The sequence below is a fragment of the Kribbella aluminosa genome, from assembly GCF_017876295.1.
Classification (GTDB): Bacteria; Actinomycetota; Actinomycetes; order Propionibacteriales; family Kribbellaceae; genus Kribbella; species Kribbella aluminosa.
Genome location: NZ_JAGINT010000001.1, coordinates 1,579,290 through 1,602,447, shown reverse-complemented (window position 1 = coordinate 1,602,447; position 23,158 = coordinate 1,579,290). Strand labels below are relative to the sequence as shown.

The window sequence follows — 23,158 nt, the reverse complement described above, 5'->3', positions numbered from 1 at the left end:
GGTCTCACTTCCCGGCGACGGTCTTTGCCGCCGCCTCCAGCTCGGTCCGGATCTTGTCGCCACCCTCAGTGCGCCACTTGGTGACGAAGTCGGCCCAGGCCGAGACCGGCTTGCGGCCGAGGATGATGTCGAACTCCATGTTCTGGCGCTCGGTCTCCAGCTGCGGGCTCTTCCGGGAGTTCGTTTCCGAGAACAGGGTCAGTGCGAGGTCCATGGTGCCGTCGGCGGCCAGCTTCTGCTGCGCCTTGTACTCGCCCTGAACGTACGCCGGATCGGACGAGGACGCGATCACCGGCGGCGGCGCCCCGAGGTAGGTGAGACCGAGGGACCGTTCGTTGACCCGGTCCTGGTCGACCTCGATCTTCCCGTTCTTCACCGTGTAGTTGTGCCCTTCCACACCGGTGCTGATCAGCCGGTTCTCGGACGTACCGAACGGGGAGGCGAGGAAGTCGGCGATCTTCAGCAACGTCTCGGCGCGGTCTTTGTTCTTGGCCGGGATCACCGCGATGTTGTTGTTCAGACCACCCTTCCAGCCCGGTGCGTCGCCGCCGTCGTACCCGACGACGTTGAAGATGCCGATCTTGTCGGCAGGCACACCCTGCTGGGTGAGTCCTCCCCAGGCGCTGTAGGTTCCGCCGAGCAGCGCGGCCTTCTTACCACCGAACCACTGCTGCCACTGCGACGGCGGCGCGGCGGCCACATCGGGGTTGACCAGGCCATCGGCCACGATCTTGCGGGCCGACTCCAGCGCCTGCTGCTGGTGCTCGTGCTCGACGTAGTTGACCATCTTGCCATCGACACGCTGCCAGCCGGCCGGGATCGACAGCATCATCCGGATGTAGTCCAGCGGGCTGTTGGCGAAGGCCCAGATGCCCTTCTTCGCGTCGGTCGTTGCCTTGGCCAACTGGTACAGGTCCTGGAAGTTGCTGACCTTCGCCTCTCCGCCGGCCGCCTCGACCAGATCGCTACGGTAGTACAACGCCCATGCCGACAGCAGACCGCGCGGGATCGGCAGGCCGAACAGCTTCCCGTTGAAGACACAGGCCTCCCAGTACCGGCTGGGGATGTTTGCCAGCGCCGGGTATTTCAGCACCTTGTCACCCGACAGGTACGGCGTCAGGTCGAGCATCTTCGCTTCCAGGAACCGGTCCAGGGCCGGTATCGAGCTGTTGATCTGCATGATGTCCGGGAAGTCGTTCCCGGCGCTCATCGTCGCGATCTTGGTGTTGAAGTCGTTGCCGGCGTTCACCAGTTGCATCTGTACCGGCGAGCCCAGCCGCTGGTTCATGGTCTGCCAGTACACGTTCTTGTCCAGGCTCGGCGGCGCGGCTCCGTTCAGCTGCGCGAGACCGGTCAGCGGCTTGCCGTCACCAGGTGTCTTGCCGGCCCAGACGTCGATCAGCTTGCTGGGGTACGTCGTGTACGCATCGAGCAGACCGTCCGCGTTACCAGGAAGATCCGGCGCCGGAAGCCCGGGGAACCTCTTGTACGTCGGAAGCGCGGCCTTCTTGCTCTGCGGCGAGTTGCCGTTCGACGACGATCCGCCACCGCAGGCGCTCAGCGCTGGACCAGCCGCCGCCAGCGCACCGAGTGCCGCACCGGCTCGGAGCAGGTCCCGACGGGACAAGCTTGAGGACATTGTTGCCTCCATCTTGGAGTAGAAAGGTGAACCGGTGCACTCAGCCCTTGACCGCACCGGTCAGCGCTCCCTTGGCGAAGTGCCGTTGCAGGAAGGGATAGACGATGAGGACCGGCACGATGGAGATCACCAGGATCGCCATCTGCAGGGCCGGCTGCGGCGGCAACGCGTCGACGTTGATGTCGCTGCCGCCAATCCGGGTGTTGTTGACGACGTACGTCCGCAGGACGTACTGCAAGGTCCACTTGGACGGGTCGTTGATGTAGAGCATCACGTTGAAGAACGCGTTCCAGTACCCGACGGCGTAGAAGAGCCCGACAACGGCGAGCACAGCCTTGGACAGCGGAAGCACGATCCTGGTGAAGATCGCCCACTCCCCCGCACCGTCGATTCGGGCACTCTGCAGGATCTCTTCCGGTATTTCCATGAAGAAGGCACGGACGACGATCACGTTGAAGGCGCCCAGCATGCTCGGCACGATCAACGCCCACAGGCTGTCGATCAGTCCGAGCTGCTTCACCATCAGGTAGTTCGGGATCAGTCCCGGTGAGAACAGAAGGCTCAGCAGCACCAGAAGCAGCATCCAGCTCCGCCCGACCATGATCGGCGAGCTCAGCGCGTAGCCGAGCAGAGTCGTGACGGCCATCGAGCACAGCGTGCCCACGACGGTCACCACGAGGCTGATCACCAGTGCCCGCGTCACCACGCCGCCGGAGAAGATCGCCGAGTAGGCGTCCAGGCTCCACTTCCGCGGCAACATCACCAGACCGCCGGTGCGGGCGACGTCGTCCGGGCCTGCGAAGCTGGTGGTCAGGACGCCGGTGAACGGGAACAGCACCAGGAAACAGCAGACAGCGAGTGCGATCCCACGCAGCACCCGGGACAGCGCACTCGGCGGCAGTTGCCCATTCTGCAGCGTGCCCCGGCTCCGGCGCGATGTCACGGTGGACGTCGGCACGGTCGTCATCGCTGGTACACCCCCGCCTCGCCGAGGAGGTGGGCGACCTTGTTCGCACCGAACACCAGTGCAGCGCCGATGACCCCCTTGACCAGGCCGACCGCGGCCGCCGTACCCCAGTCACCGTTGACGATGCCGTTGTTGTAGACATAGGTATCGAGCACTTCGCTGGCCTGCTGACCGACGGCAGGCTGTTGCAGGATGATCTGTTCGAAGCCCACCGTGAGCGAGTCACCGAGCTTCAGGATCAGCAGCAGGACGATGATGCCGCGCATGCCGGGCAGCGTGACGTGCACCATCTGCCGCCAGCGCGACGCCCCGTCGACCGCCGCGGCTTCGTACTGCTCAACGTCGATCCGGGACAGTGCTGCCAGGAACAAGATGGTGGCCCACCCGCTGTCCTTCCAGACCACCTGGCTGGTGAGCAGAGCGAAGAACGCATCCGGATTGCCGACCACGTTGAGCAGATGTCCGCCGTGCGTTCGCAGGAACTGGTTCAGCATCCCGCTCCCGCCGAGGATCTGCTGGAACAGCGACACGACAATCACCCAGGAAAGGAAGTGCGGCAGGTAGAGGATCGACTGCACGAGCTTCTTGACGCGCTCCGACAGCAGGCTGTTGAGCGCCAGCGCCAGCATGATCGGAATCGGGAACACAAAGACCGTCTGGATCAGGGACAACAGCAACGTGTTCTTCAGCGCGGTCAGGAATGCGCCGTCCCCGCCGAACATCACGGCAAAGTTCCGCAGACCGGCCCACTCGCTGCCGCGGATGCCGAGGAACGGCAGGTAGTCCTGGAACGCGATCACGTTGCCCAGCAAGGGGACGTAATGGAACGCGACCAGCAGAATCATGCCCGGCGCGGCGAACAGCAGCAGCATCCGGTCGCGCCGCACCTTGGCCAAAAGCCCGATCCGGTGCCGTCCAGGCCTGCCGCCACCGCGGTCCGCCGGTTCGGCACGAGCCGGACCGTCCGTGTCCGGAATGGTCATCGTCATTCAGCTGCTCCATAATGCCAAGCATTCAGGGAATGCGCTTTCCCGAGAAGCTACGGCGCAACGGCCACACTGTCAAGATCCCAGCCCGTCCTTAGCGGAGATCCGGTGTCGGCGAACCACGGCCAATTTGGCAGGTCCGCCTTACAGATAACGCGATTCAGTGGGTACGACGACCATCGCGCCGCCCGCGCGTTGCCGCCGACCGGGAGCGCCCCGGCGTACTACCGCCGATATGGATCCCCGGCGCAGGCATCGGGACATCGCTTGCCAGCGGGTCCAGGGCGGCGCTGACCGCAGCGGCTCCCATCTCCTCCAGCGGCGACCGCACCGTGGTGAGCCAGTCCGCATCGTCGCCGAACGCCGTGAACCGGCGCTGGCCGTATCCGGCGACCGCGATGTCATCCGGTACCGCCAGGCCGCTCGCCTGCAGCTCATGGGCCGCGCCCCAGGCCACCTCGTCCTCGGTCGCGACGATGACCTCCGCGTCCCGATCATCGGCCAGATACAGCTTGGCGGCCGCGATCCCGCCCGTCACACTCTGAGCCGTGCGGTAGACGTTGCTGTCCGGCAGCGCGACCCCACCGGCGGACAGGCCGACCCGGAAACCGTCGAGCCGATCCCGCTCCGAGGGGATCTTCTCGTTCGCGAGGAACACCGCGAACCGCCGATAGCCCAGCTCGAGCAGAGCGCTCGCAAGCGCCTTGCCGCCGTCGAAGTCCGGCGGCCTGATCGCCAGCACCGGTTCGGACGGTTCACCGACGATCACGACCCGTCCGCTCTCGCGCTGGAATCCCATCAGCTGCTCTATCAGCTTGGAGCCTGCCCGCGCGGTCGTGTCGCGTTTCCGGACCAGCACCAGCGCCTCCGGCCGCTGCCGGCGCAGCTCCTGGACCAGATCGCGCTCCCGCGACGCGTCGCCTTCGGTCGACAGCAGATTCAGGATGTACCCGCGCCGGGAGGCCTCCTGCACAGCGCCGTAGGCGATCCTGGCGAAGAACTGGTCGCGAATGTCGCCGACCACCAACGCGACCGCGGGATAGTGACCGCGCGCCATCGCCTGCGCGGCGAGGTTCGTCGTGTACCCGACCTGCGCCGCCGCGGCCAGCACCCGCTCCCGGTACCCGTCGGCGACCTGCCGGGCGCTGCCGTTCAGGACGCGGGATGCCGTTGACTGCGACACACCCGCCGCGCGCGCGACATCGGCGAGCCGCGGGGTTCCGTTCGGTTCGTTGGACACGACAGCCATGATAACGATCTCACACGGGACAGCGCTGTCCAATCGGCCGGACCAACCATATTTCCGTGTTGCAAGGAGGATTTTTAGTCCTGCGGTCTTGCTGGGAAAGCGCTCGCCCGGCAGGATGGCGATCCTCATCGCACGCCTCTCTCAGTTGGAGGTTTCGCCCATGCAGCCCCAAACAACTCGCCGCAGATGGACCGCGTACGCCGGACTCGCGGCCGCCGCGCTCTTCGCCGGCACGCTCAGCGCGATACCGGGCGCTGGACCCGCCGCCGCGGCGACGGCAGCTCTGCAGCTCACCAACCCCCTCCTGGTGTTCGACCAAGGCACGGCCTCGGTCACCCTGACCTCCGACCAGGCATCCGCGTCGTACCAGGTCAGCGACGAAGCCGGTGTGATCGTTGCCACCGGCACCGTCGCGGTGTCCGGCGGCGCCGGCGCGATCAACCTCAACGCTCTCGGTCCCGGCTACTACAAGCTCTCGGTCACCGCGGGCAGCGGCACCACGGCGACAACCGTCCCGACCACGTTCGCGGTCCTCGGCGCCTTCGCTCAGGGCGCATCGAGGCAGGACCAGCGGTTCGGCATGGACATGCACTTCGGTCACCAGCCGAACGACCCGACCTTGTTCGCGCTGCTGGGCCGCCTCGGCTTCACCTATACGCGCACCGACCAGAGCTGGAACCCGGTCGAGGTGACGCCCGGCACCTATACCTGGAGCAACTACGTCACCGACAAGGACGTGCCGGTCGCCAAGCAGAACGGCATCACCACCCTGCTGATCTCGGCGTACAACAACAAGAACTACGACGGCGGCGTGACGCCGTACACCCAGGCCGGCTGGGACGCATACGGCCGCTACACGAACGGGATCTTCGAGCACTTCGGGCAGTTCACCAAGGACATCGAGATCTACAACGAGTTCAACGGCGGCTTCGACACCGCGACCGCCTGCAACCACACGCTGTCCGACAAGGTCCGCTGTTACCTGGGATTGCTCAAGGCCGCCCACCAGTCGGTCAAGGTGGACGGCGGGCACGCTGACGCGAACCTCATCGGACCAGTTGCCGCCGGCATCGACCAGCCATGGATCACGGGATTGCTGGACGGCGGAGCGCTGTCCTACATCGACACGTTCAGCTTCCACACCTACGCCGGCTCCAACCCCGAGACGGCGTACGCGAACGTGCCCTGGCTGAAACAGCAGATCCGGAACCACAACGGCGGCAAGGACATGCCGCTCTGGATCACCGAGACAGGCCAGACCGTGATGACGGGTCTGGCGACGGAGGCCGACCAGGCCGACTTCGCAATCCGGCTGCCAGTGCTCGCCTTCGCGTCCGGGATCGACAAGTACTTCTGGTACGACCTGCTCAACGACGGCTCCGACCCGACCAACAAGGAACACAACTTCGGCCAGCTCAAGCAACCGACGACTGGCGTCGTCGCACAGGCCCCGAAACCGTCGCTCGTCACCCAGGCAACGATCCTCCGGCAGATCGGCGGGATGGCCCTGGCCGGCAGCGACGGACTGGCCGCCCCGGCGTACTCGTATCGCTTCGGCTCCGGATCGAACACCACCCGGGTGATGTGGGCAACGACCCCGACGACCGTGCAGGTATCGGCGACGGGCCCGGTGACTGTCACCGACGAGTACGGCCGCGTGTCGACCTACACACCGGTGAACGGCTCGGTGCCCCTTGATCTCGACAAGCACCCGATCTTCGTCCGCGGCGCCACATCGTCAGCCGCCATCCGGGCGGTGAAGGCGGTCGTGCATCCGGCCGTCACGCTGTCGGTACCGCAGACCTCCAACACCGCCGAGACGATCCCGGCCACGATCACCTCCACGACGCCGACCGCCCGCAACGGCACGGTCGCCGGAAAGCCCTTCACCCTCAGGGCCAACGCCGACGGCACCGCGACCGCCACCGTCCAGGTACCGACCACCAGCCAGACCGGCAGCCGGGCCTTGATCGCGAATGTGGGCCTCGGGCCACGACCGACCACCCGCCTCACCGCGGAGACCAGCGTCCGCCCCGCCACGGAGGTCACGACCACCCCCGCCATCGCGTCGACGAACCCTCAGCACAATCAGCTCAAGGTGACGATCACCAACAATCGCCGGGCGGCCTCGGTGCCGGTGTCCTCGGTGTATTGGCAGCTCAACGACGGCACCGCGTACCTCGGCCGCGGAACGGTCGCGGCCGTACCGGACATACCGGCCGGCCAGAGCGCCACAATCACCATTGACGTACCGGCGGTGCCGGCGTGGGAGAAGCGGTGGTTCTTCGACCGCGTCACCACTGGTGACGGTGCTCAGGTGACCAGCCAGGGGTGGACCGGCTGGAACCCGATCGAGCCTGCCGGCAGCAGCAATGTTCCACCCATCAATCTCGGGACACAGGTGGCCCGGACGTATCCCGGCGGGTACGGCGGCGCGACCGACCTCTCGGGGACGCTCAAGCCGTCGTACACCAGTGACGCGCTGGTGCTGACGGCCGACGTTACGGACAACATGCAGTACCAGCCGAACTCCGATCCGAGCCTGATGTGGAGCGCCGACAGCATCCAGTTCGCTGTCACGCCCCACCTGCCGGGACTGAGCAACCAGCGCGTCGAACTCGGCGCGGCCCTGCTACCGACCGGACCGGCCGTCTACACCTGGTCACCGCCTCCGGGCCAGTCCACAGGACCCACCACCGGCGCGAAGACAGCGGTCACCCGCAGCGGTACGGTCACGCACTACGAGATCACGGTCCCGTGGACCTCGCTCGGCCTGCCCGGCGCGCCCGCCGACGGATTCGGCCTGTCGGTACTGATCAACGACAACGACGGAACGGCCCGCAACTGGGCGGCTTGGGGCGACGGCATCGCAAGCACCAAGTCCGCAATGCTGCTGCGCCCAGTGCAACTGGTCACCAACTGACCCCCGGTTGTCCCGTGGCAGGGTGCCGCGGGACAACCGCCGTACTCCGGAGGAGCCATGCTCGCACCGAACGCACACCTGACCTACCCGCACTGCAACGGCTTCCACGAAGGCGGTGAACGGGTGGCCCTCGTCCGGTACGACGCCGGCGCCGTGCGCATCGTCAGCGTGCGATGGAATGGGCCGAGCCGCGACGAGCGGACGCTGCACACCGTCCCAGGCCGCGTCGGCAGCGAGGACGAACCGGCTTGGTTCGACATCGCCCGCGACTCCGGCCGGCTGGCGATCGTCGTCGGCAACGTGCTGCAGGTCGCTGACCCCGACGATGCGCTCGAGGCGGTGTGGAGTCCGCCGGCCGGTCACACGCTCGACAAACTGGTCAGCCTCAGTGCCGACGGCAGCCGGGTCGCCGTGACCACGGCCGCCGGGACGGTCTGGTCAGGTTGGCAGGTCGACGTGGCAACCAATCGCGCGACATTGCTCTTCCAGAAGCCCTGGTACGCCAACCACATCCACTACTGCCCACACGACGAGCGCTGGATCGCCTTCAGCAAGGAAGGCCCGGCCCTCGAGACCCCAGACCGTGTCTGGTCCTGGCACCCAGACACCGCACCAGCCGGGCGGAACGCCCTCGACCAGCACGCGATCTCCGACACCCCAGGCGCATTCGTTGCCGTCGGCCACGAACGCTGGTGTCACCACGACACCGCCGCGCTGGTCGTCGGCTACGGCGCCGGCGAGGCCCGTCCACGCGGGCTCTATCTCACGTACGCCGACGACCGTCCGCCCCGCCTCGTCAGTAGCGGCGAACGCTACTGGCATTGCGACATCAGCCGCGACGGTCGGTACGCCGTCGTAGACACCAGCGGTCCGTCCGACGCACCGGGCCGTGGCTGGCAGAACGCCGGGAATGTGTCCGACATACTCCTGATCGACCTCGAAACAGGCGGGTCCCGCAAGCTCGCCCGAACCGCTGCCACCCGGCACCCCTGGCACCCGCACCCGGTCTTCACCCCGCCGGGCGATGCGATTCTCCACAACCATCTGACCTCTGCGGCACGCGGCGTCGCAGTCCTTCCGCTATGAACAGCCACATCGACCGCGGCGCCCTGCTGCTCACCTTCGACGACTTCTTCGTTCCCGAGTGGAGCGCCGCCCGCGATCTTCTGCGCTTGTACGACGCCCACGTGACGTTCTTCGTGAGCGAGCTCGACCGGCTTTCCGACGAGGACTGGCCCCGGCTGCGGGAGCTGGCCGCGGACGGGCACACGGTCGGTGCTCATGGGTGGCGTCACCTCAATGCGGCGGTCCGCGTGGCCGAGATCGGCGGGGACGCCTTTCTGCGCGAGGAGATCGACCCGTGTGTCGCCGGGTTGCGGGCGGAAGGGCTGGATCCCCGGTGCTTCGCCTATCCGGTCTCCGTGCGCTCGGATGCCACGGATGCGGTACTCACCGAGGTATTCGGGCGGCTACGGGGTGGATGCGCTGTCCCCGAAGGCATGGAGCCTGCGCAGGTCGATGCGATCTTCACATCGGTCGCCGACCTCCCCGGACGCCGAGTACTGCTCGGCGCGGGCGCCGACAACGGCCGCAACTTCCAGCCACGCGGCCTGACCGACGTCGCCCTCGCCGGGGCGCTCCACCGGGCCGCCGAGCGCAACGAGGCCCTGACGCTCTACGCGCACGCGATCGCCGACACCCACGAGGCCAACTACATCACCCCCGCACGTCTCACCCGCCTGCTCGACCTGGCCGCCGAACTCGGCCTTCCCTGCCTAGCCTTCGACGATCTCCCGCTCAGCAAGATGTAGTCCTGGTTTCCCGTCAAGCAACTCAGGTCTTGTCGAGCAAGAGTGTGGTCAGAAATAGTCTGCAGGCCAGTGCACCGCATCGGGCCCGAACCAGTCGGCGGGCCGTGTGACCGGCCGGATCATCGCGGTAGCATCCGTCACGTCCGACAGGGGTGTCGTGAGCAGGTCGCGGGTAGGGCGAGTCAGCAGCGGGTCGTCAGGTAGCCGCAGTCGGCACTGGTCTACGCCCCGGGCGAGCGCGCGTCTTGCCACCGCGTCAAGCAGCGCAGCGGCCGCCGCGACGGACTTGACACCGATCTCCTGCACCTCTGCTTCGCCGGCGTCCCATCGCAGCACAACGTAGCCGTTGGGCTCATCTCGCGGCCCGGCGAGGAGGATCTGCGAGTCGGCGTACCAGATCCGAACCCGGCGTTGCCAATCCGAGGCGGTGCGGACCGTCGTGAGTGGTCGGGACGCGTTGAAGGTGTCGTACAGCTGGGCGAGGACCGGCCACTCCTGCAGGCTCGCGTCCCAGACGTCCACTCCGGTCATCGTCTGACCGGGCTGCGCGATGCGGCCGGCGCGATAGTGCCGTGTCAGTGTCTGCCAGCCGGACCGTTCGTACACTCCTGGCGTGCCGGTGAACAGCAGCGACCAGGCCACATCGTGACGCTCCATGTCCGTGATCGCCTCGGCGAGCAGCCAGCGCACCAGTCCCCGGCCACGGGCGTGTGGCAGGCTGGCGACGTTGGCGACGCACCCGACCGGGACGGGTGCCCCGTCCAGGCCGCGGATCGGGCGAATCAGGTAGTAGACGGTCGCGAGCACCGTACGTCCCGAGACCGCGACGAATGTGCGCTCGAATCTGCCTGCGTCCTGCACATACAGCGGCACCTGCCACGGCACGTCTCCGAACGCGGCTCGCCACACCATGGGTACCGCATCACCGGCGACGGCGCGCCGGATCGTCACCCCATCCATCGCAGCGACTTTCGTGTCACCTCGTGCTCGAGCGGGTGCCCGGTCCGGAACCGCTCGATCTCGTCGAGAACGATGCTGCCCTGCCGCAGCCGGCCTTCGACGGTGCCTGCGGCCTGGTGCGGCGTCAGTACGACGTTGGGTAGTGACCTGAGCTCGGCGTCGACAGGCAACGGCTCGATGTCGAAGACGTCCAGGCCGGCCGACAGCCTCCCGCTGCGCAGTTCGGCCAGCAGCGCGGCCTCGTCGGTCAGCCAGGATCGTGCGGTGTTGACCAGTGCGCCGCCGTCCGGCATCAGCGCCAGTTCGCGCGCACCGATCAGGTGCCGCGTCTCGCGAAGTACAGGCGCGTGCAGGGCGACGATCTGCGAGCGATGGAGCAGGTCGTCGACGCCGAGCAGGGTAACACCGAGCGCTTCGGCGTCCGCTGCGGACAGCGTCGGGTCTGATACCGCGACGTCGGCGCCGAGGGCCCGCACCAGAGCCAGGTACGCCCTGCCGGTGCGGGACGCTCCCAGCACGCCGACCCGGCAACCGGCGAGCTCGTGTCGCGGCGGTGCATGCTCGGCCTGATCCCAGGTCGCGCCGGACCGCAGCGCGCGGTCGAATCGCGGCACCTGGTGCAGCAGCATCAGCGTGAAGGTCAGAGCCACTTCTGCAACCGACCGCGCCATCCCCTGGCCGGCCTGGCTGACCTGGACGCCGCGGTCGAACAGCGCGCCGCTGACGATCGGTTTCACCGATGCCCCGGTGTGCATCACCAGGCGTAGCGCGTCCGCCTCGGCGATCAGGCGCGCGTTCAGCTGGGGCGTCGCCCATGAAGTAATCAGCACGTCAATACCGGCCAAGCCGGCCGCGACCAGCCTGGCCGGATCATCCAGCAGTCGTACACCCCCCAGTCCGCGCAGGTCCGGGTCGACGCCGAAGAACTGCCGTCGAAGGTCGGGGGCCACCGCACACAGGATGTTCAGCTCAGCCATGTGTCCCGGTGCTCCGCCACGAAGTCGTCGTCGACCAGCCATGGGTACGCCGTACAAACCCGCGTGAGCTCGTCGGCCTGCCCCGGCGACAACGTCTCCTTCTCGTCCAGGCACCAGGTCCCGGCCAGCAGCCCCTGGCGACGAAGGACCTCGTGGACGCCGGCGATCACACCGGCGAAGCCGTTGGCCGCGTCGAACACCGCCGCGTTCGCGTCGGTGATGCCGGCCGCCCGACCGTTCAAGAGTGCCAGCGCCTCCGGAGCGCCGGCTCGTGCATGCTTGATCTGTGCCAGCAGTTCGACGGCTCGCCGGGTCCACACGGCCCACTGACCGAGCAGTCCGCCGACGAAGTGCGGCTGGTCGTCGCCGAAATCCGTGAGCAGGTCGTGCACGATCGCGTCGTCGTTGCCGGTGTAGAGCGCGATCTCACGGCCGGATTCAGCCACCGCCCGGACCACATCCATCGTTCGGTACCGGTTGAACGGAGCCGCCTTGATCGCGACGACGGACTCCATCGCCGCGAACGCTCGCCAGTAATCCAGCGACAGCACCGGACCGCCGACCGCCTCCTGGAGATAGAAGCCGACCAGCGGCAATACTTCCCCGACCGCGCGGGCCCGGTCCAGCAGGTCCTCCTCGGAAGCGCCAGCGACCGCCGGCGACAGCAGCACGGCGTGATAGCCCAGCTCTGCTGCAAGCGCTGCCTCGGCGACGGCCTGCGCGGTCGGGCCGCACACCCCGGCAATCCTCACCACGGGTCGCCCGGCTTCAGCGCCTGATACTTCGGCGGCGAGCTCGAGCACAGGTCGCAGCAGCCCGGCCTCGCGGATCTCGAACTGGGTGGTGTGCACCCCGACCGCCAAGCCTCCCACGCCCGCCGCGAGGTAGTAGCGAGTGAGCGCCCGTTGCCGGCGTTCGTCGAGCCTGCGGTCAGCGGTCAGCGCCAAGGGGTGAGCGGGGATCACCGTCCCCGCCGAGAGCAGCGCGGCGACGTCCAGGGGCATGAGGGGCATCAGAACTTCCCATCCCGTACGGCGAACTTGGTCGGCTTGTCCACCATCGGCAGACCTGCCGCGACCCACTCGGCTTGCCAGTCGACCAGCGTTGCCAGTGAAACGTCCGGGTAGCCGAACAGACCGTGGCAGCGCGACGCGTCGTTGAGCAACGCGGTCTGCGCCTCCTGGCCGGTGAACGACACCGGCCGTCCCAGTGCGGACGCGAGGTCGCCGGCAAGACGTCGTACCGACGCGAGCTCCGGGCCGGTGACGTTCAGCGTGAAGACATCGCTGCTGGCGTGACCGAGGCTGCGTAACGCCACCTCGTTGGCGTACCCCTGCCAGACCACGTTGACCGCGCCGGTCGTGACGTCCACCGGTGCACCGGCAACGATCTGTGTGGCGAGATCCGCGAGTACGCCGTACCGCAAATCGACGGCGTAGTTCAGCCGGAGGACCGACACCTTCGTGCCGCGGAGCTCGGCGGCGTGTTCGAAGACACGCTCCCGGCCGAGGCACGACATCGCGTACTCACCGACCGGCCCGACCGTGTCGGTCTCTCGGCTGCCGCCGGAACCGAGCGGCACCAGCGGGTACACGTTGCCGGTCGAGAACGCCGCGATCCGGGCGTCGGCGTACCGCTCGGCGACCTTCGCCGGCAGTGCCGCGTTGACCGCCCAAGCCAGCGACGGCGCCGAGGCCGTGCCGAACTTGGCGCCGATCATGAAGACCACGTCCGCGGCGTCCGGCAACTCGGCGAGATCGGCGTCGGACAGCAGATCGAAGGACACTGGTGTGATCCCGCTGGCCTCGACCGTGGCCTTGGCCCGCTCATCCGACCATCGCGAAACCGCGAGCACCCGGTCGTCGCCGCGACCCGCAGCGTCCAGACCGCGCCGGGCCAACAACGACAAGGTCGGGCCCATCTTGCCGCCGGCACCGAGGATGACAAGGTCGCCGCCGCCCTTCGCCAGGTCGGCGATCAGCGCATCGGTCGGTGTGGTGAGACGGTCGTTCAGCGCGTCGACTGATGAGAACATTTCGTTACCCCTTGATTCCGGACATGGTCACGCCCTCGGTGAAGTACCGCTGGCCGACGAGATACGCGCAGAAGATCGGCACCAGCGCCACGACCGACCCGGCCAGTACGACGTTGAGCGGCACCTGCTCCTGCTGCAGCGATGCGATGCCGACGGTGAGGGTCCAGTGCTCTCGGCCCTGCATCACGATCAGTGGCCAGAGGAAGTCGTTCCAATGCCACAGGAAGACGAACGTGCCGAGCGTCGCGAGCACTGGTTTGCACAGCGGCAGCACCATGGTCAGGAACAGCCGCCACTCACCGCAGCCGTCCAGCCTGGCCGCCTCGAACAGTTCGTCCGGCAGAGTCAGGATGAACTGACGCATCAAGAAGACCGCCTGCGCGTTGGCCAGGGTCGGCAGGATGAGGCCCCAGTAGGTGTCCACGCCGCCGGCCTTGGACAGCAGAATGAACGTCGGGATCATCGTGACGTGATACGGCACCATCACCATCGACAGGAACGACCAGAACATCGCCTCCCGGCCACGGAACCGCTTCTTCGCAAAGGCATAGCCGGCCATCGACGCGAGCAGCAGCACGGCGACGACGCTGATCACCGAGTACAGCAGTGTGTTCAGGACCCAGCCCCACAGACCCTGCCCACCGATCACCGCGTGATACGCCTCGGTGGTCAGCCCACCGGGCAACAGGCTCCGAGGGAACCTGACGGCCTCAGCCGGCTTCAGGCTCAGGATCACCATCGCGTAGAACGGGAAGATCGTCACGACGGCGGCAATGCACAGCAGCAGGCCGCGCAGCACCCGCCAGGCTGGTGATGTCCTCATGACTCCCTCCCCAGGGTCAGCCGCTGCACGATGGCGACGACGATCGTCATCACGAACAGCGCGAGCCCGATCGCGCTGGCGTAACCGAGGTCGAAGAACTTGAAGCCCTGGTCGACCAACTGGAACACCAACGTGTACGAGCCGTGCGCGGGGCCACCGCCAGTCATCACATACACCAGGTCGAACACCTGGAACGATCCGGTGGTCTCGATCACCGCCAAGAAGAACAACGCCGGTTTGAGTTGCGGAAGCACGATGTAGCGGAAGCGCTGCCAGGAGTTGGCGCCGTCCGTCAGCGCCGCCTCCTCCAGCTCCGCCGGAAGGTCCTGTAAGCGGGCCAGGATGATCAGCATCCCGTAGCCGAACCTGGACCACACACTCACCAGCGCCATCGCCGGCAACACCCAGACCGAACTCGCCAACCAGGAACCGTTGTACCCACCGAGCCAACCGAGCGCCGGCCCGGTCATCCGGGTCCACGGGCCGTCCGAGGAGAAGATCCAGGTGAAGACCGTTGCCGCGAGCACCAAGCTGGTGACGACGGGCAGGAAGAACACCGACCGGAAGAACGCCACGGTACGGAACTTCTTCCGCACCAGCAGCGCCATCGCGAGCGAGCACACCAGGGACAACGGTACGGCGATCACGCTGTACACCACCGTCACCCGCAGCGCCTGCCAGAACAGGTCGTCGCTCAACAAGCGGCTCAGGTTCGCCAGCCCGGTGAAGCGCGGCGTATCGCCTACCTCGTAATGGAAGAACGCCAGCGCGACCCCGGCCAGCCCGGGACCGAAGCGAAATGCGAGGAACAGCAGGAAGCAGGGCAACGCGAACAGCAACCCGAGCCTCGCCTCGCGGCGCTGCAGCGGCGAGCGCCGTGGGCGCGCCGGTGGGCTGGTCGGCCCTGCCGGTGCGCCCCGCTCGATCGTGGCGGTCATTGGCCGAGCAGGCCCTTCGCCTGGTCCGCGGCCGAGCTCAGTGCATCCTGCGGGGACTTCTTCCCCAGCAGCGTTGCCTGGATCTCCGGCGCGAGGACGGCCATCACGTCACGGGATTTCGCGTTCAGCGTGCCGACTGTGGTGAGCGTGACCGTCTTCTCCATGGCGCTCTGTACCGGGTCATTGGGGTACAGCTGACCGGTCGACTTCCGGGGCGAGAACAGATTCGCCGCCAGGTCGTACTGCTTGGCCACGTTCGGCTGGCTCGCGAACGCGACCCACTTGCCGGCGGCGGCCTTCGACTTCGCGGCCGAGAGAATCGACAGCGAGCCCACGGTGCCGTACCCGACGCTCTTGGCCTCCGTCAGCGGCGGCAGCACCACGACGTTCTCCTTGCCCCAGAAACTCTCGACATCGGCCGGCGCCTGTTGCCAAGTGCAAGCAACCTTGTGCTGAGCGATGTGAGTCTGCTCGAGATTCGGGATCGATGACAGCAGATCCTTCTCGACGTACCCGCCGTCGACCAGCCGCTTCAGGAACTCCAGCGCCTTGACACCGGCTTCGGTGTCGAAGGCCACGGACTTGCCATCGGGGGAGAAGGTGTCGCCACCGGCCTGCCAGAGCAGCGGGTAGAAGCTCTCGTTCAGCGTCGCGTCCGGCGAGGCGAAGTAGTTGGTCGCGTCGATACCCTTGGCCTTGAACCGCGGCGCCAGGGCAAGCAGGTCGTCCCAGGTCTTCGGGTACGACGTCTCGCCGATGGCCTGGAACGCCTTGCGGTCGCAGACCAGCGGCCTGGTGCTGGTGAGGATCGGGGCGCCGAGCATCTTGCCGTCGTAGGTGACCGCCGCCTTCGCGTTGTCCAGGTAGTCAGCCTTGTCCTGGTCGGACAGGTAGGAGTCGGCGGGCTCGAGGTTCTTCGCGTACTTCGGCAGCTGGTCCGGGATCAGATACACCACGTCCGGCCCCTTGCCGGCGGCGATCGCGGTCTGCAGTTTCTGGTCTCGCTGCGGCCACGGGAAGATCTCGACCTTGACATCGATGTTCGGGTTGACCTTCTTGAAGTCGGCGATCTGCTGGTCCCAGAAGGCCTGGTGCTTGGCCTGGTCCGGTACCACCGGATAGATCCACATCGTCACCGATCCGCTGTCGGAGCCCGATTCGCCGGAACCACCGGAGCCGCAGGCCGTGACGACGCCGAGGCAGAGCGCAGCTGCGAGGGCGAGGAGCCGTTTCATGATTGACCTTCTTTCGTGTGAATGCTGACCACCGCGGCGTTGTGCCGAGATTGCTCGGCCGCGAAGACGGCCAGGTGACTGTCGAGCGATTCCCCCGGTCCGGATCGGATCAGGGTGGCGTCGCCGGTGGCGACCGCGGCGGTGAAGGCGTCCATGACGCCCTGGTCGCCACCCCCGTGGTCGCTCGCGGCGTTGGATCCCCCAACGACGGGGGCGTCCATGACCAGCGTTGCGCCGTTCCGGAAGTCCACGACGGTGATCTTCTCGCCGTCGCCCTCCAGGCAGCCGTGGGTGCCGAAGATCCTGGTCTGCCGGTGCGTCTGCTCGCTGAACGCGGTCATCGTGAACGTCGCGTTCGCGCCGCCGTTCAGCTCCATCACCACCGATTGGTGGTCGACAACGTCGTTGTCGCAGTCGTAAACACACCGTCCGAACGGCCCGGTCCGCAGAGCGTCGAGCATCCCGGCCTCGCCCTCGGCGTCGGTAACCACGCTGACCGGCCACACGTTGCCTTGCTCGCGCAGGACCGGCAGGTAGAGCTTCAGCGCCGAGTAGGGGCAGTCGGGCTCGATGGCGCAGTCCAGGCAGCGGCTTGCGGCATCGGTGGGCTTGTTGTCCGCGCGGAAGTGGCGACGTCCGCCGAAGCTCGCCACCCGTTCGATCCGCCGACCGGTGACGTAGGCGATCCAGTCGAGGTCGTGGCAGGACTTGCCGAGCAGCATCGGCGTGGACTCGGCCTCCTTGCGCCACGGTCCCCTGACGTAGGAGTGCGCCATGTGCCACCAGCCGACCGGCTCAAGGTGCTGTACGTCGACGACGTCGCCGAGCATGCCCGAGTCGATGACCTCTTTCACCAGGTCGGTGTACGGCGTGTACCGCAGAACGTGGCACACCCCGAACAAGACGCCGGCGTCCTCGACCGCGGCGACGATCCGCCGGCACTCGTCCTCCGTCGGCGCCATCGGCTTCTCCAGCAAGATGTGCTTCCCCTGGCCGGCGAAGGCGATCGCAGGCTCCGCGTGCTCCCGGTCCTGGGTGGCGATCAGCACCGCGTCGTACTCGACGTCGCTGCCGATCAGCGCCCGCCAGTCCTCGAAGCGCCGTACGGCATCAGGGTCCTTCGCCCCGGCCGCCGCCCGCTCGCGCTGCCGCGAATGCGGGTCCGCGACCGCGACCAGCGTCACGCGGTCGGGATTGCTGTGTGCCCAGCGCGTGTACGTCTGGCCGCGGTTGCCGGCACCCACCAGCGCCAGACGGACCGGCCTGTTGGTCATCTGTGTGTCCCCAGGCTCAGATCGTGAGGTTTCCGGCGATGCTGATCCGCGGGCTGTCCGGCGGCAGCTCGGTCCGCTCGACGCCTTCTTCGACGCAGGCTGTGTGCTGCAGGTACGACGTACCGCCGAAGGCCGCCGCGGCGAGGAGCAGCCGGCCACCGGTAAACCGGGCTCCCACTGCGCGGTATGTGTTCGTCCCGCCGGTCAGCGCCAGGTGAGCCGTCGCGGTATCGGCCGTCGAGCTGGCGTAGTCACCGAGCTCCCAACGCACCGTCCCGGCACCGACCACTCGGGACAGCAATGCCTTGGCTGAGTTCGTTCCGCCAAGCCGTGCGCCGGACCCGAGCTCGACCCGCTGATCGGTTGCAGCGCCCAGCACGAACCCGGTGTTGACCGTTTCGCCGGATCGCACGGCCAGGTCCGTGGCCGCGACGGTGAGCGGTGCCGCGCCCGGTGAGGAGCCGCGCAGCGTGCAGCCCGTGAACGTGAGCGCGCCGGTGCCGCTGAACTTGTGGCCGTCGAGGTTGAGCAACGTCGTACGGTCGAAGTGAACCGGAGTGATCGTAGACGCCTGGACGATCTCGGTCGCGGCTGCGGTGAAGGCGAAGACGCTGCCTTCGATCACGTTGGGCCGCGCCGAGTCCGTAGTGGTCTGCGAGATGATCAGCGTGTCGCTCGCCTGACATCCGCGAAGCTGGACGCCGTCGGCGTTCACCCAGAGCATCCCGGACCCGGCCAGACCTGGCTTGCCGATCACCCGGACGTCCTCGAGCGTCAGGTCGGTGATCTTCACTCGCGCCACGAACCAGGAGCAGATGTGCTTGCGTACGGTGATCCGCTTTGCCCGGCCACCCCACTGTGCCCCGGAGTTCGCGAACGTCATCAGCCCGGAGTTGCCGGTGTACACGAGGTCGTGCTCGTACTGTCCGTGGGTCACGAACGGGCCCTGGTCGTCGCCGTCGCCGTGGCAGTTGGTGACGTAGCAGTACGCCGAACCAGTGAAGTCGTTGAGGTGCCGGCTGTTCGATACGTGGCAGTCGGACACGTGCCCGTACAGGCAGTAGATCTGCTGGGTCAGGTACCCGGCGCCACCCCACGTGACACTGCTCGGGTTGGCCAGGGTGCACTGCTCGGTCCGGTAGTGCGTGTTGTAACGACGCATCACCAGCGGCCAGAACGTCGCCGTACCGTGGATGTTGCTGGCGTTGCAGTGCACCGCGAACTCGAACGCGAACGGGTTGGACCCGAGCGCGGGCTGGTCGGGGGCCACCTTCTTGCCGCGGAAGACGAGGTTGCGGACGTTGACGTGCTGTACCGGTTCGACTTTGGTCCAGGTGACCACTCGGCCGGCCGCGAGGTGCCAGCCGTTGAGGTAGTTCACGCGGATGTGCGAGTCATCGACGATCTCTGTGACCTGGACGAACTTTTGCAGCTCGCGCTGGTCCCGGCCGGGCTTCGGCGTGTCCCAGCTGGCCTGGTCCGAGACCGCGGTCCACCACGAGCCGACCTCGAACTTGGAGGAGTCGCCGACCTCGAACACGTCGCGCAGCTCCGGTGCCGGCTCAGCCAGTGCACGGGTGACGACGGTCCCGGACAACGTGCCCTGGAAGAACATCACCGCGGCGAACGGCTCGTCCGGGCCGGTCGGCTCGATCGCGTAGGTGACCACGGTGTGCCCGCCGAAGTCGAGGTCGAGGAACGAGCGGTGGAAGACGTGCCGCTTCGCGAACTGCAGATCGGTGTGCGCTTCGATCCGGTGGATCGCAGGATCGTTCACCATCGCCTCCAGCGCGGCGTCGGCCGTGACAGTCGCACCGAAGATGCCGAACTTGCGGAAGTCGGTGACGCCGTCGTGGACGGCGAGCCACCGGCCGGTTCCGGCGGCCGGCTTGAACACGGTGCCGCCATTGGCGACCGCCTGACTCGCCGGATCCCAGCGAACGAGCTGGCCGCCGCCATCACCAGGCGACAGGTAGCCGAGTACCTCGACCGCGGTCCCCGGCGCCTGGCCCGCGGTGCGCAGCACCAGCAGGTCGGCAACGGTCGCCACGCCGAAGGCAGGGACAGGCCGATTCCTCTCGTCGGCGGACGCCGCGGTCAGCGCGCCTGGCCCGGCGATAGCCAGCCCTCCGGCACCGGCGGCGAGGAGCACGGACCTGCGCGCCATGAATCCCTTACCGGACATGACGATTCTCCTTACGTGGTCAGAAAGTCAGGTTGTCGCCGACGGACAGCCGGTCGGAGCCGGCCGGGACGTCGCGGGTGACCGCGGTCTCGACATTGCGGGTGTGGAGCGCGTACGACGAATCGGCGAAGGCGGCTGCCGTGAGTACGATCCGGCCGCCTTCGAACGTCGTACCGGTGCAGCGATAGTGATTGCCGCCGGCATCAATCAGCAGGTGCGCGGTGTCGCTCCCGGGCACTGTGGACGAGTAGCCGCCGAGTTCCCAGGTCACGATGCCCGGTCCGGCCTGGCGGGACAACAGCGCCTTCACGCGGTTGGTGCCGCTGAAGCGCACGCCTCCGCCCACGTGCAGCCGCTGGTCGCGGACCGCGGTGAGCTGGAGCCCGACATCGGTCCAGCGGCCGCCGGTGACGACGATGTCGGCATTCTTGAACGTGACCGGAGCACCGGTTGGCGTGCCGGTCACCGTGCAGTCCTCGAAGTGCACGGATCCGGACGAGTTGAACACCCAGCCGTCCACCCCGGTGAAGGTGCACCGGCGGAACGTCAGGGGAACATCGATCGGCGTCTGACCGATCGTCGTACCGGCCGGCGACGAGAAACTGCAGTCGCTGATGAGGTTGGGTCTGTTCGACCTGGTCGAGCGCCGGCCGATGTTGAGCGTCACTCCTGTGCATCCGCGCACCTGCAGGCCGTCGGCGTTGACCTGGAACGTGCCGCCGGGGTCGAAGGTCGAACGGGCCGTGACGTGCACATCCTCCAAGGTCAGGTCGGTGATCTTCGTGAGCGCCACGAACCACGACATCCGGTGCTTGCGGATCGTGATCCGTTTGGCCGACGTACCCCACAGCGAGCCGGAGTTGGCGATGTCCATCAGTCCGCTGTTGCCGACGAATGTGAGGTCGTGCTCGTACTGGCCGTGCGTGGTGAACGGGTTGCCGCCGGCATCGTCCCCGTCGCCGTGGCAGTTCTCCACCAGGCAATGGGCGGAGGCTGTGAGGTCGTTGAGATGCCGGGCGTTGGACGACAGGCAGTCGGCGATGTGCCCGTAGAGGCAGTAGATCTGCTGGGTGAGATAGCCGGCCCCGCCGTAGAAGACCGTCGGTGGGTTCTTCAGTGAGCACTGCGTGGTGCGGAAGTACGTACACCAGCGGCGCATGATCACCGGCCACCAGGTGCCGGTGGCGTGGATGCCGGACACGTCGCAGTGAACGGCGTACTCGAAGGCCACCGGATGCGAGCCGGTGTACTCGAACTCGTCCGGGCCGCCACTGCCGTCGACGTACGGATCCTTCACCCCTGCGTCAGCGCCGATGAACACCAGGTTGCGGACGTGCACCTGTTCGACCGGCTCGACCTTCGTGTAGGTGAGCTTCCGTCCGGCCGCGAACGCCCAGCCGTTCTGGTAGTTGAAGCGCACATGCGTGGCGTCTACCACCTCGGTGACCTGCAGCAGCTTCTGCAGCTCGCGCTCGTACTGGCCACCACCAGGTACGACGTCACTCTCGACCGCCCACCAGGTGCCGACTCCGAACGCGGCCGAGTCGGCCACCTCGAACACGTCGCCGAGTTCGGCGAGTGGTGCGGCCAGCGTGACCGTGACCGACGTCGCCGCACGGTTGCCGCGGAAGTACAGCACCGCACCGAAGGGATTGTCGTGGGTGTTCCGCTCGATGCCTTTGGTCACGACGGTGCGGCCGCCGAAGTCCAGCTCGAGATCGCTCCGGAAATACGTGTGCCGGCGGGCGAAGCGAAGATCGGTGTGCGCCTCGACGCGGTGGATCGCCGGATCGTTCACCATCGCGTCCAGCGCGTCGTCAGCCCCCTCGGTGGTGCCGAAGAGCCCGAACCGCCGGAAGTCACCGATCCCGTCGTGCACCTGAAGCCAACGGCCGGCGGCCGAACCTGGATCGAGGACAGTTCCGCCGTTGCCCGGCACCGTACTGCCTGGGTCCCAGCGGACCGTCATACCGCCGCCGTCGCCGGCCGCGTGGTAGCCGAGCACCTTGACCAGCGAGCCTGCGCTCACGGCGGCGATCGGTGCCGCCAGCAACTGTTCCACGGTCGCCACACTGCGGACCGGCACAGCGGTAGCGGCGGACGTCAACACACGGGTGCTTGTCATGCACTGCACCTCAGCCTTCGGACGAATCGACAGATGGTCGTCCGTGTGCGGTGCGAGCAGCGGCCGGGGCTCGGGATGCGAGCCGGTTCAAGGCGGAGGCCGGGCGGTAGATCCATGACCCGGGCTGGGGTCAAGGTCCGCCGGTGCGAGTGCAGATCACCGTAGGCTGATCGCCAGGCGAGGTCAAGCGATCATCGCGATTCCTGTCCCGGGGCAGAGCCGAGGGCGGACGAGATCCGGCCCGCCGTGTCGCGGACGATGCGGCCGAGTTCGGCGTACCGCCAAGACGGCTGGCCGACCTTCAGACCGGTGATCGAGATCGCGCCGACGCAGGTGTCACCGGCACCGAACAATGCCGCGCCGATACAGAACACGCCGTCGGCGTCCTCCTCGTCGTCCACCGCGTAGCCGAGACCCCTGATGTCCTCCAGATGGGCACGCAGCGCGGCCTCGTCGGTGATCGTCTTGCTGGTACGCCGCGGCAGCCCGGTGCGGGCGATCAGCGCGGAGACCGCGTCGTCGTCCATCGTCGACAGCAGCGCCTTACCCAGGCCGGTGCAGTGCGGAAGCTCGCGGAACCCCATCCGTAGCTCGATCTGCACGCCTTCGGCTGTGGCGACCTGGTCGACCACGACCGCCTGATCGCTCTCCGGCACCGCGAGCCGGGAGCTGAACCCGATCTCCGCGGTCAGCCGGGTCAGGTGCGGCCGAACGACGTCGACGAGGCTGAGCTGGTCGCGGGCCCGCGACCCGAGCCGGGCCAGCGTCATCCCCAGCCGGTACCGGCGGTTCATCCCCTCACCGTCGTCGGCGACCAGTCCGAAGTGCGCCAGCGTGTGCAAGGTCGAGAACGCCGAGCTCTTGCTGAGCCCGAGTGCCGCGGCCAACTCGGTCACCGACATCCCCTGCCGGGCCGGCGCGCCGGACAGCACCTCGAGCAGCTCGGCGGCCCGAGCCACGCTGCGCACCCAGTAGCGAGAATTCTCCGGCGGATCCGCATCGTTGTTCGTCATAGCCGAACAGTCTAGAAC

The 23,158-nt window shown here is 67.4% G+C and carries 18 protein-coding genes; 3 read left to right on the top strand and 15 right to left on the bottom strand.

What is annotated here, in order from left to right; translation table 11 throughout:
- Nucleotides 1-4: 4 nt before the first annotated feature.
- From JOF29_RS07970 to JOF29_RS07955, 4 genes are all read right to left on the bottom strand, one after another.
- Entirely contained in the window at nt 5-1,639 is a 1,635-nt protein-coding gene (locus tag JOF29_RS07970; RefSeq protein ID WP_209693581.1) for a type 2 periplasmic-binding domain-containing protein, read from the bottom strand.
- 40 nt (nt 1,640-1,679) lie between these two features.
- On the bottom strand, nt 1,680-2,606 hold the full coding sequence (locus JOF29_RS07965) for a carbohydrate ABC transporter permease (protein ID WP_209693580.1): 927 nt from the start codon (nt 2,604-2,606) through the stop codon (nt 1,680-1,682).
- Nucleotides 2,603-3,595, bottom strand: a complete 993-nt coding sequence (locus JOF29_RS07960; RefSeq protein ID WP_245357490.1) for an ABC transporter permease — start codon at nt 3,593-3,595, stop codon at nt 2,603-2,605. Before JOF29_RS07960 ends, JOF29_RS07965 begins: the two co-directional genes overlap by 4 nt.
- 157 nt (nt 3,596-3,752) lie before the next feature.
- The gene (locus tag JOF29_RS07955) at nt 3,753-4,832 is read right to left on the bottom strand and encodes a LacI family DNA-binding transcriptional regulator (RefSeq protein ID WP_209693579.1); all 1,080 of its coding nucleotides are present in this window, start codon (nt 4,830-4,832) and stop codon (nt 3,753-3,755) included.
- Between the two features lie 169 nt (nt 4,833-5,001).
- On the opposite strand from JOF29_RS07955, the gene JOF29_RS07950 reads away from it, so the two are divergent.
- The 3 genes from JOF29_RS07950 to JOF29_RS07940 are packed head-to-tail and all read left to right on the top strand — an operon-like array spanning nt 5,002 to nt 9,575.
- Nucleotides 5,002-7,764 (top strand): DOMON domain-containing protein, encoded by a 2,763-nt coding sequence (locus JOF29_RS07950; protein ID WP_209693578.1) that lies wholly within the window; start codon nt 5,002-5,004, stop codon nt 7,762-7,764.
- 57 nt (nt 7,765-7,821) lie between these two features.
- Nucleotides 7,822-8,850 (top strand): beta-propeller domain-containing protein, encoded by a 1,029-nt coding sequence (locus JOF29_RS07945; protein ID WP_209693577.1) that lies wholly within the window; start codon nt 7,822-7,824, stop codon nt 8,848-8,850.
- A complete protein-coding gene (locus tag JOF29_RS07940; protein WP_209693576.1) occupies nt 8,847-9,575 on the top strand; it encodes a polysaccharide deacetylase family protein in 729 nt (242 codons plus the stop codon). Before JOF29_RS07945 ends, JOF29_RS07940 begins: the two co-directional genes overlap by 4 nt.
- 48 nt (nt 9,576-9,623) lie before the next feature.
- On the opposite strand, the gene JOF29_RS07935 is transcribed toward JOF29_RS07940, so the two are convergent.
- From JOF29_RS07935 to JOF29_RS07885, 11 genes are all read right to left on the bottom strand, one after another.
- The gene (locus tag JOF29_RS07935; RefSeq protein ID WP_209693575.1) at nt 9,624-10,535 is read right to left on the bottom strand and encodes a GNAT family N-acetyltransferase; all 912 of its coding nucleotides are present in this window, start codon (nt 10,533-10,535) and stop codon (nt 9,624-9,626) included.
- The gene (locus tag JOF29_RS07930; protein ID WP_209693574.1) at nt 10,523-11,512 is read right to left on the bottom strand and encodes a hydroxyacid dehydrogenase; all 990 of its coding nucleotides are present in this window, start codon (nt 11,510-11,512) and stop codon (nt 10,523-10,525) included. The genes JOF29_RS07935 and JOF29_RS07930 overlap by 13 nt, the downstream gene beginning before the upstream one ends.
- Nucleotides 11,500-12,525 (bottom strand): dihydrodipicolinate synthase family protein, encoded by a 1,026-nt coding sequence (locus tag JOF29_RS07925; protein WP_209693573.1) that lies wholly within the window; start codon nt 12,523-12,525, stop codon nt 11,500-11,502. The genes JOF29_RS07930 and JOF29_RS07925 overlap by 13 nt, the downstream gene beginning before the upstream one ends.
- Nucleotides 12,525-13,547 (bottom strand): NAD-dependent epimerase/dehydratase family protein, encoded by a 1,023-nt coding sequence (locus JOF29_RS07920; RefSeq protein WP_209693572.1) that lies wholly within the window; start codon nt 13,545-13,547, stop codon nt 12,525-12,527. Before JOF29_RS07920 ends, JOF29_RS07925 begins: the two co-directional genes overlap by 1 nt.
- A gap of 4 nt (nt 13,548-13,551) precedes the next feature.
- Entirely contained in the window at nt 13,552-14,370 is an 819-nt protein-coding gene (locus tag JOF29_RS07915; protein ID WP_209693571.1) for a carbohydrate ABC transporter permease, read from the bottom strand.
- A complete protein-coding gene (locus JOF29_RS07910; protein ID WP_209693570.1) occupies nt 14,367-15,308 on the bottom strand; it encodes a carbohydrate ABC transporter permease in 942 nt (313 codons plus the stop codon). The genes JOF29_RS07915 and JOF29_RS07910 overlap by 4 nt, the downstream gene beginning before the upstream one ends.
- On the bottom strand, nt 15,305-16,543 hold the full coding sequence (locus JOF29_RS07905; protein WP_209693569.1) for an extracellular solute-binding protein: 1,239 nt from the start codon (nt 16,541-16,543) through the stop codon (nt 15,305-15,307). The genes JOF29_RS07910 and JOF29_RS07905 overlap by 4 nt, the downstream gene beginning before the upstream one ends.
- On the bottom strand, nt 16,540-17,817 hold the full coding sequence (locus JOF29_RS07900; protein WP_209693568.1) for a Gfo/Idh/MocA family protein: 1,278 nt from the start codon (nt 17,815-17,817) through the stop codon (nt 16,540-16,542). Before JOF29_RS07900 ends, JOF29_RS07905 begins: the two co-directional genes overlap by 4 nt.
- A 16-nt stretch (nt 17,818-17,833) precedes the next feature.
- The gene (locus tag JOF29_RS07895; RefSeq protein WP_209693567.1) at nt 17,834-20,002 is read right to left on the bottom strand and encodes a putative phage tail protein; all 2,169 of its coding nucleotides are present in this window, start codon (nt 20,000-20,002) and stop codon (nt 17,834-17,836) included.
- Nucleotides 20,003-20,021: 19 nt separating this feature from the next.
- On the bottom strand, nt 20,022-22,127 hold the full coding sequence (locus JOF29_RS07890) for a putative phage tail protein (protein WP_209693566.1): 2,106 nt from the start codon (nt 22,125-22,127) through the stop codon (nt 20,022-20,024).
- Between the two features lie 191 nt (nt 22,128-22,318).
- Nucleotides 22,319-23,140 (bottom strand): IclR family transcriptional regulator, encoded by an 822-nt coding sequence (locus JOF29_RS07885; RefSeq protein WP_209693565.1) that lies wholly within the window; start codon nt 23,138-23,140, stop codon nt 22,319-22,321.
- Between the last annotated feature and the right edge of the window lie 18 nt (nt 23,141-23,158).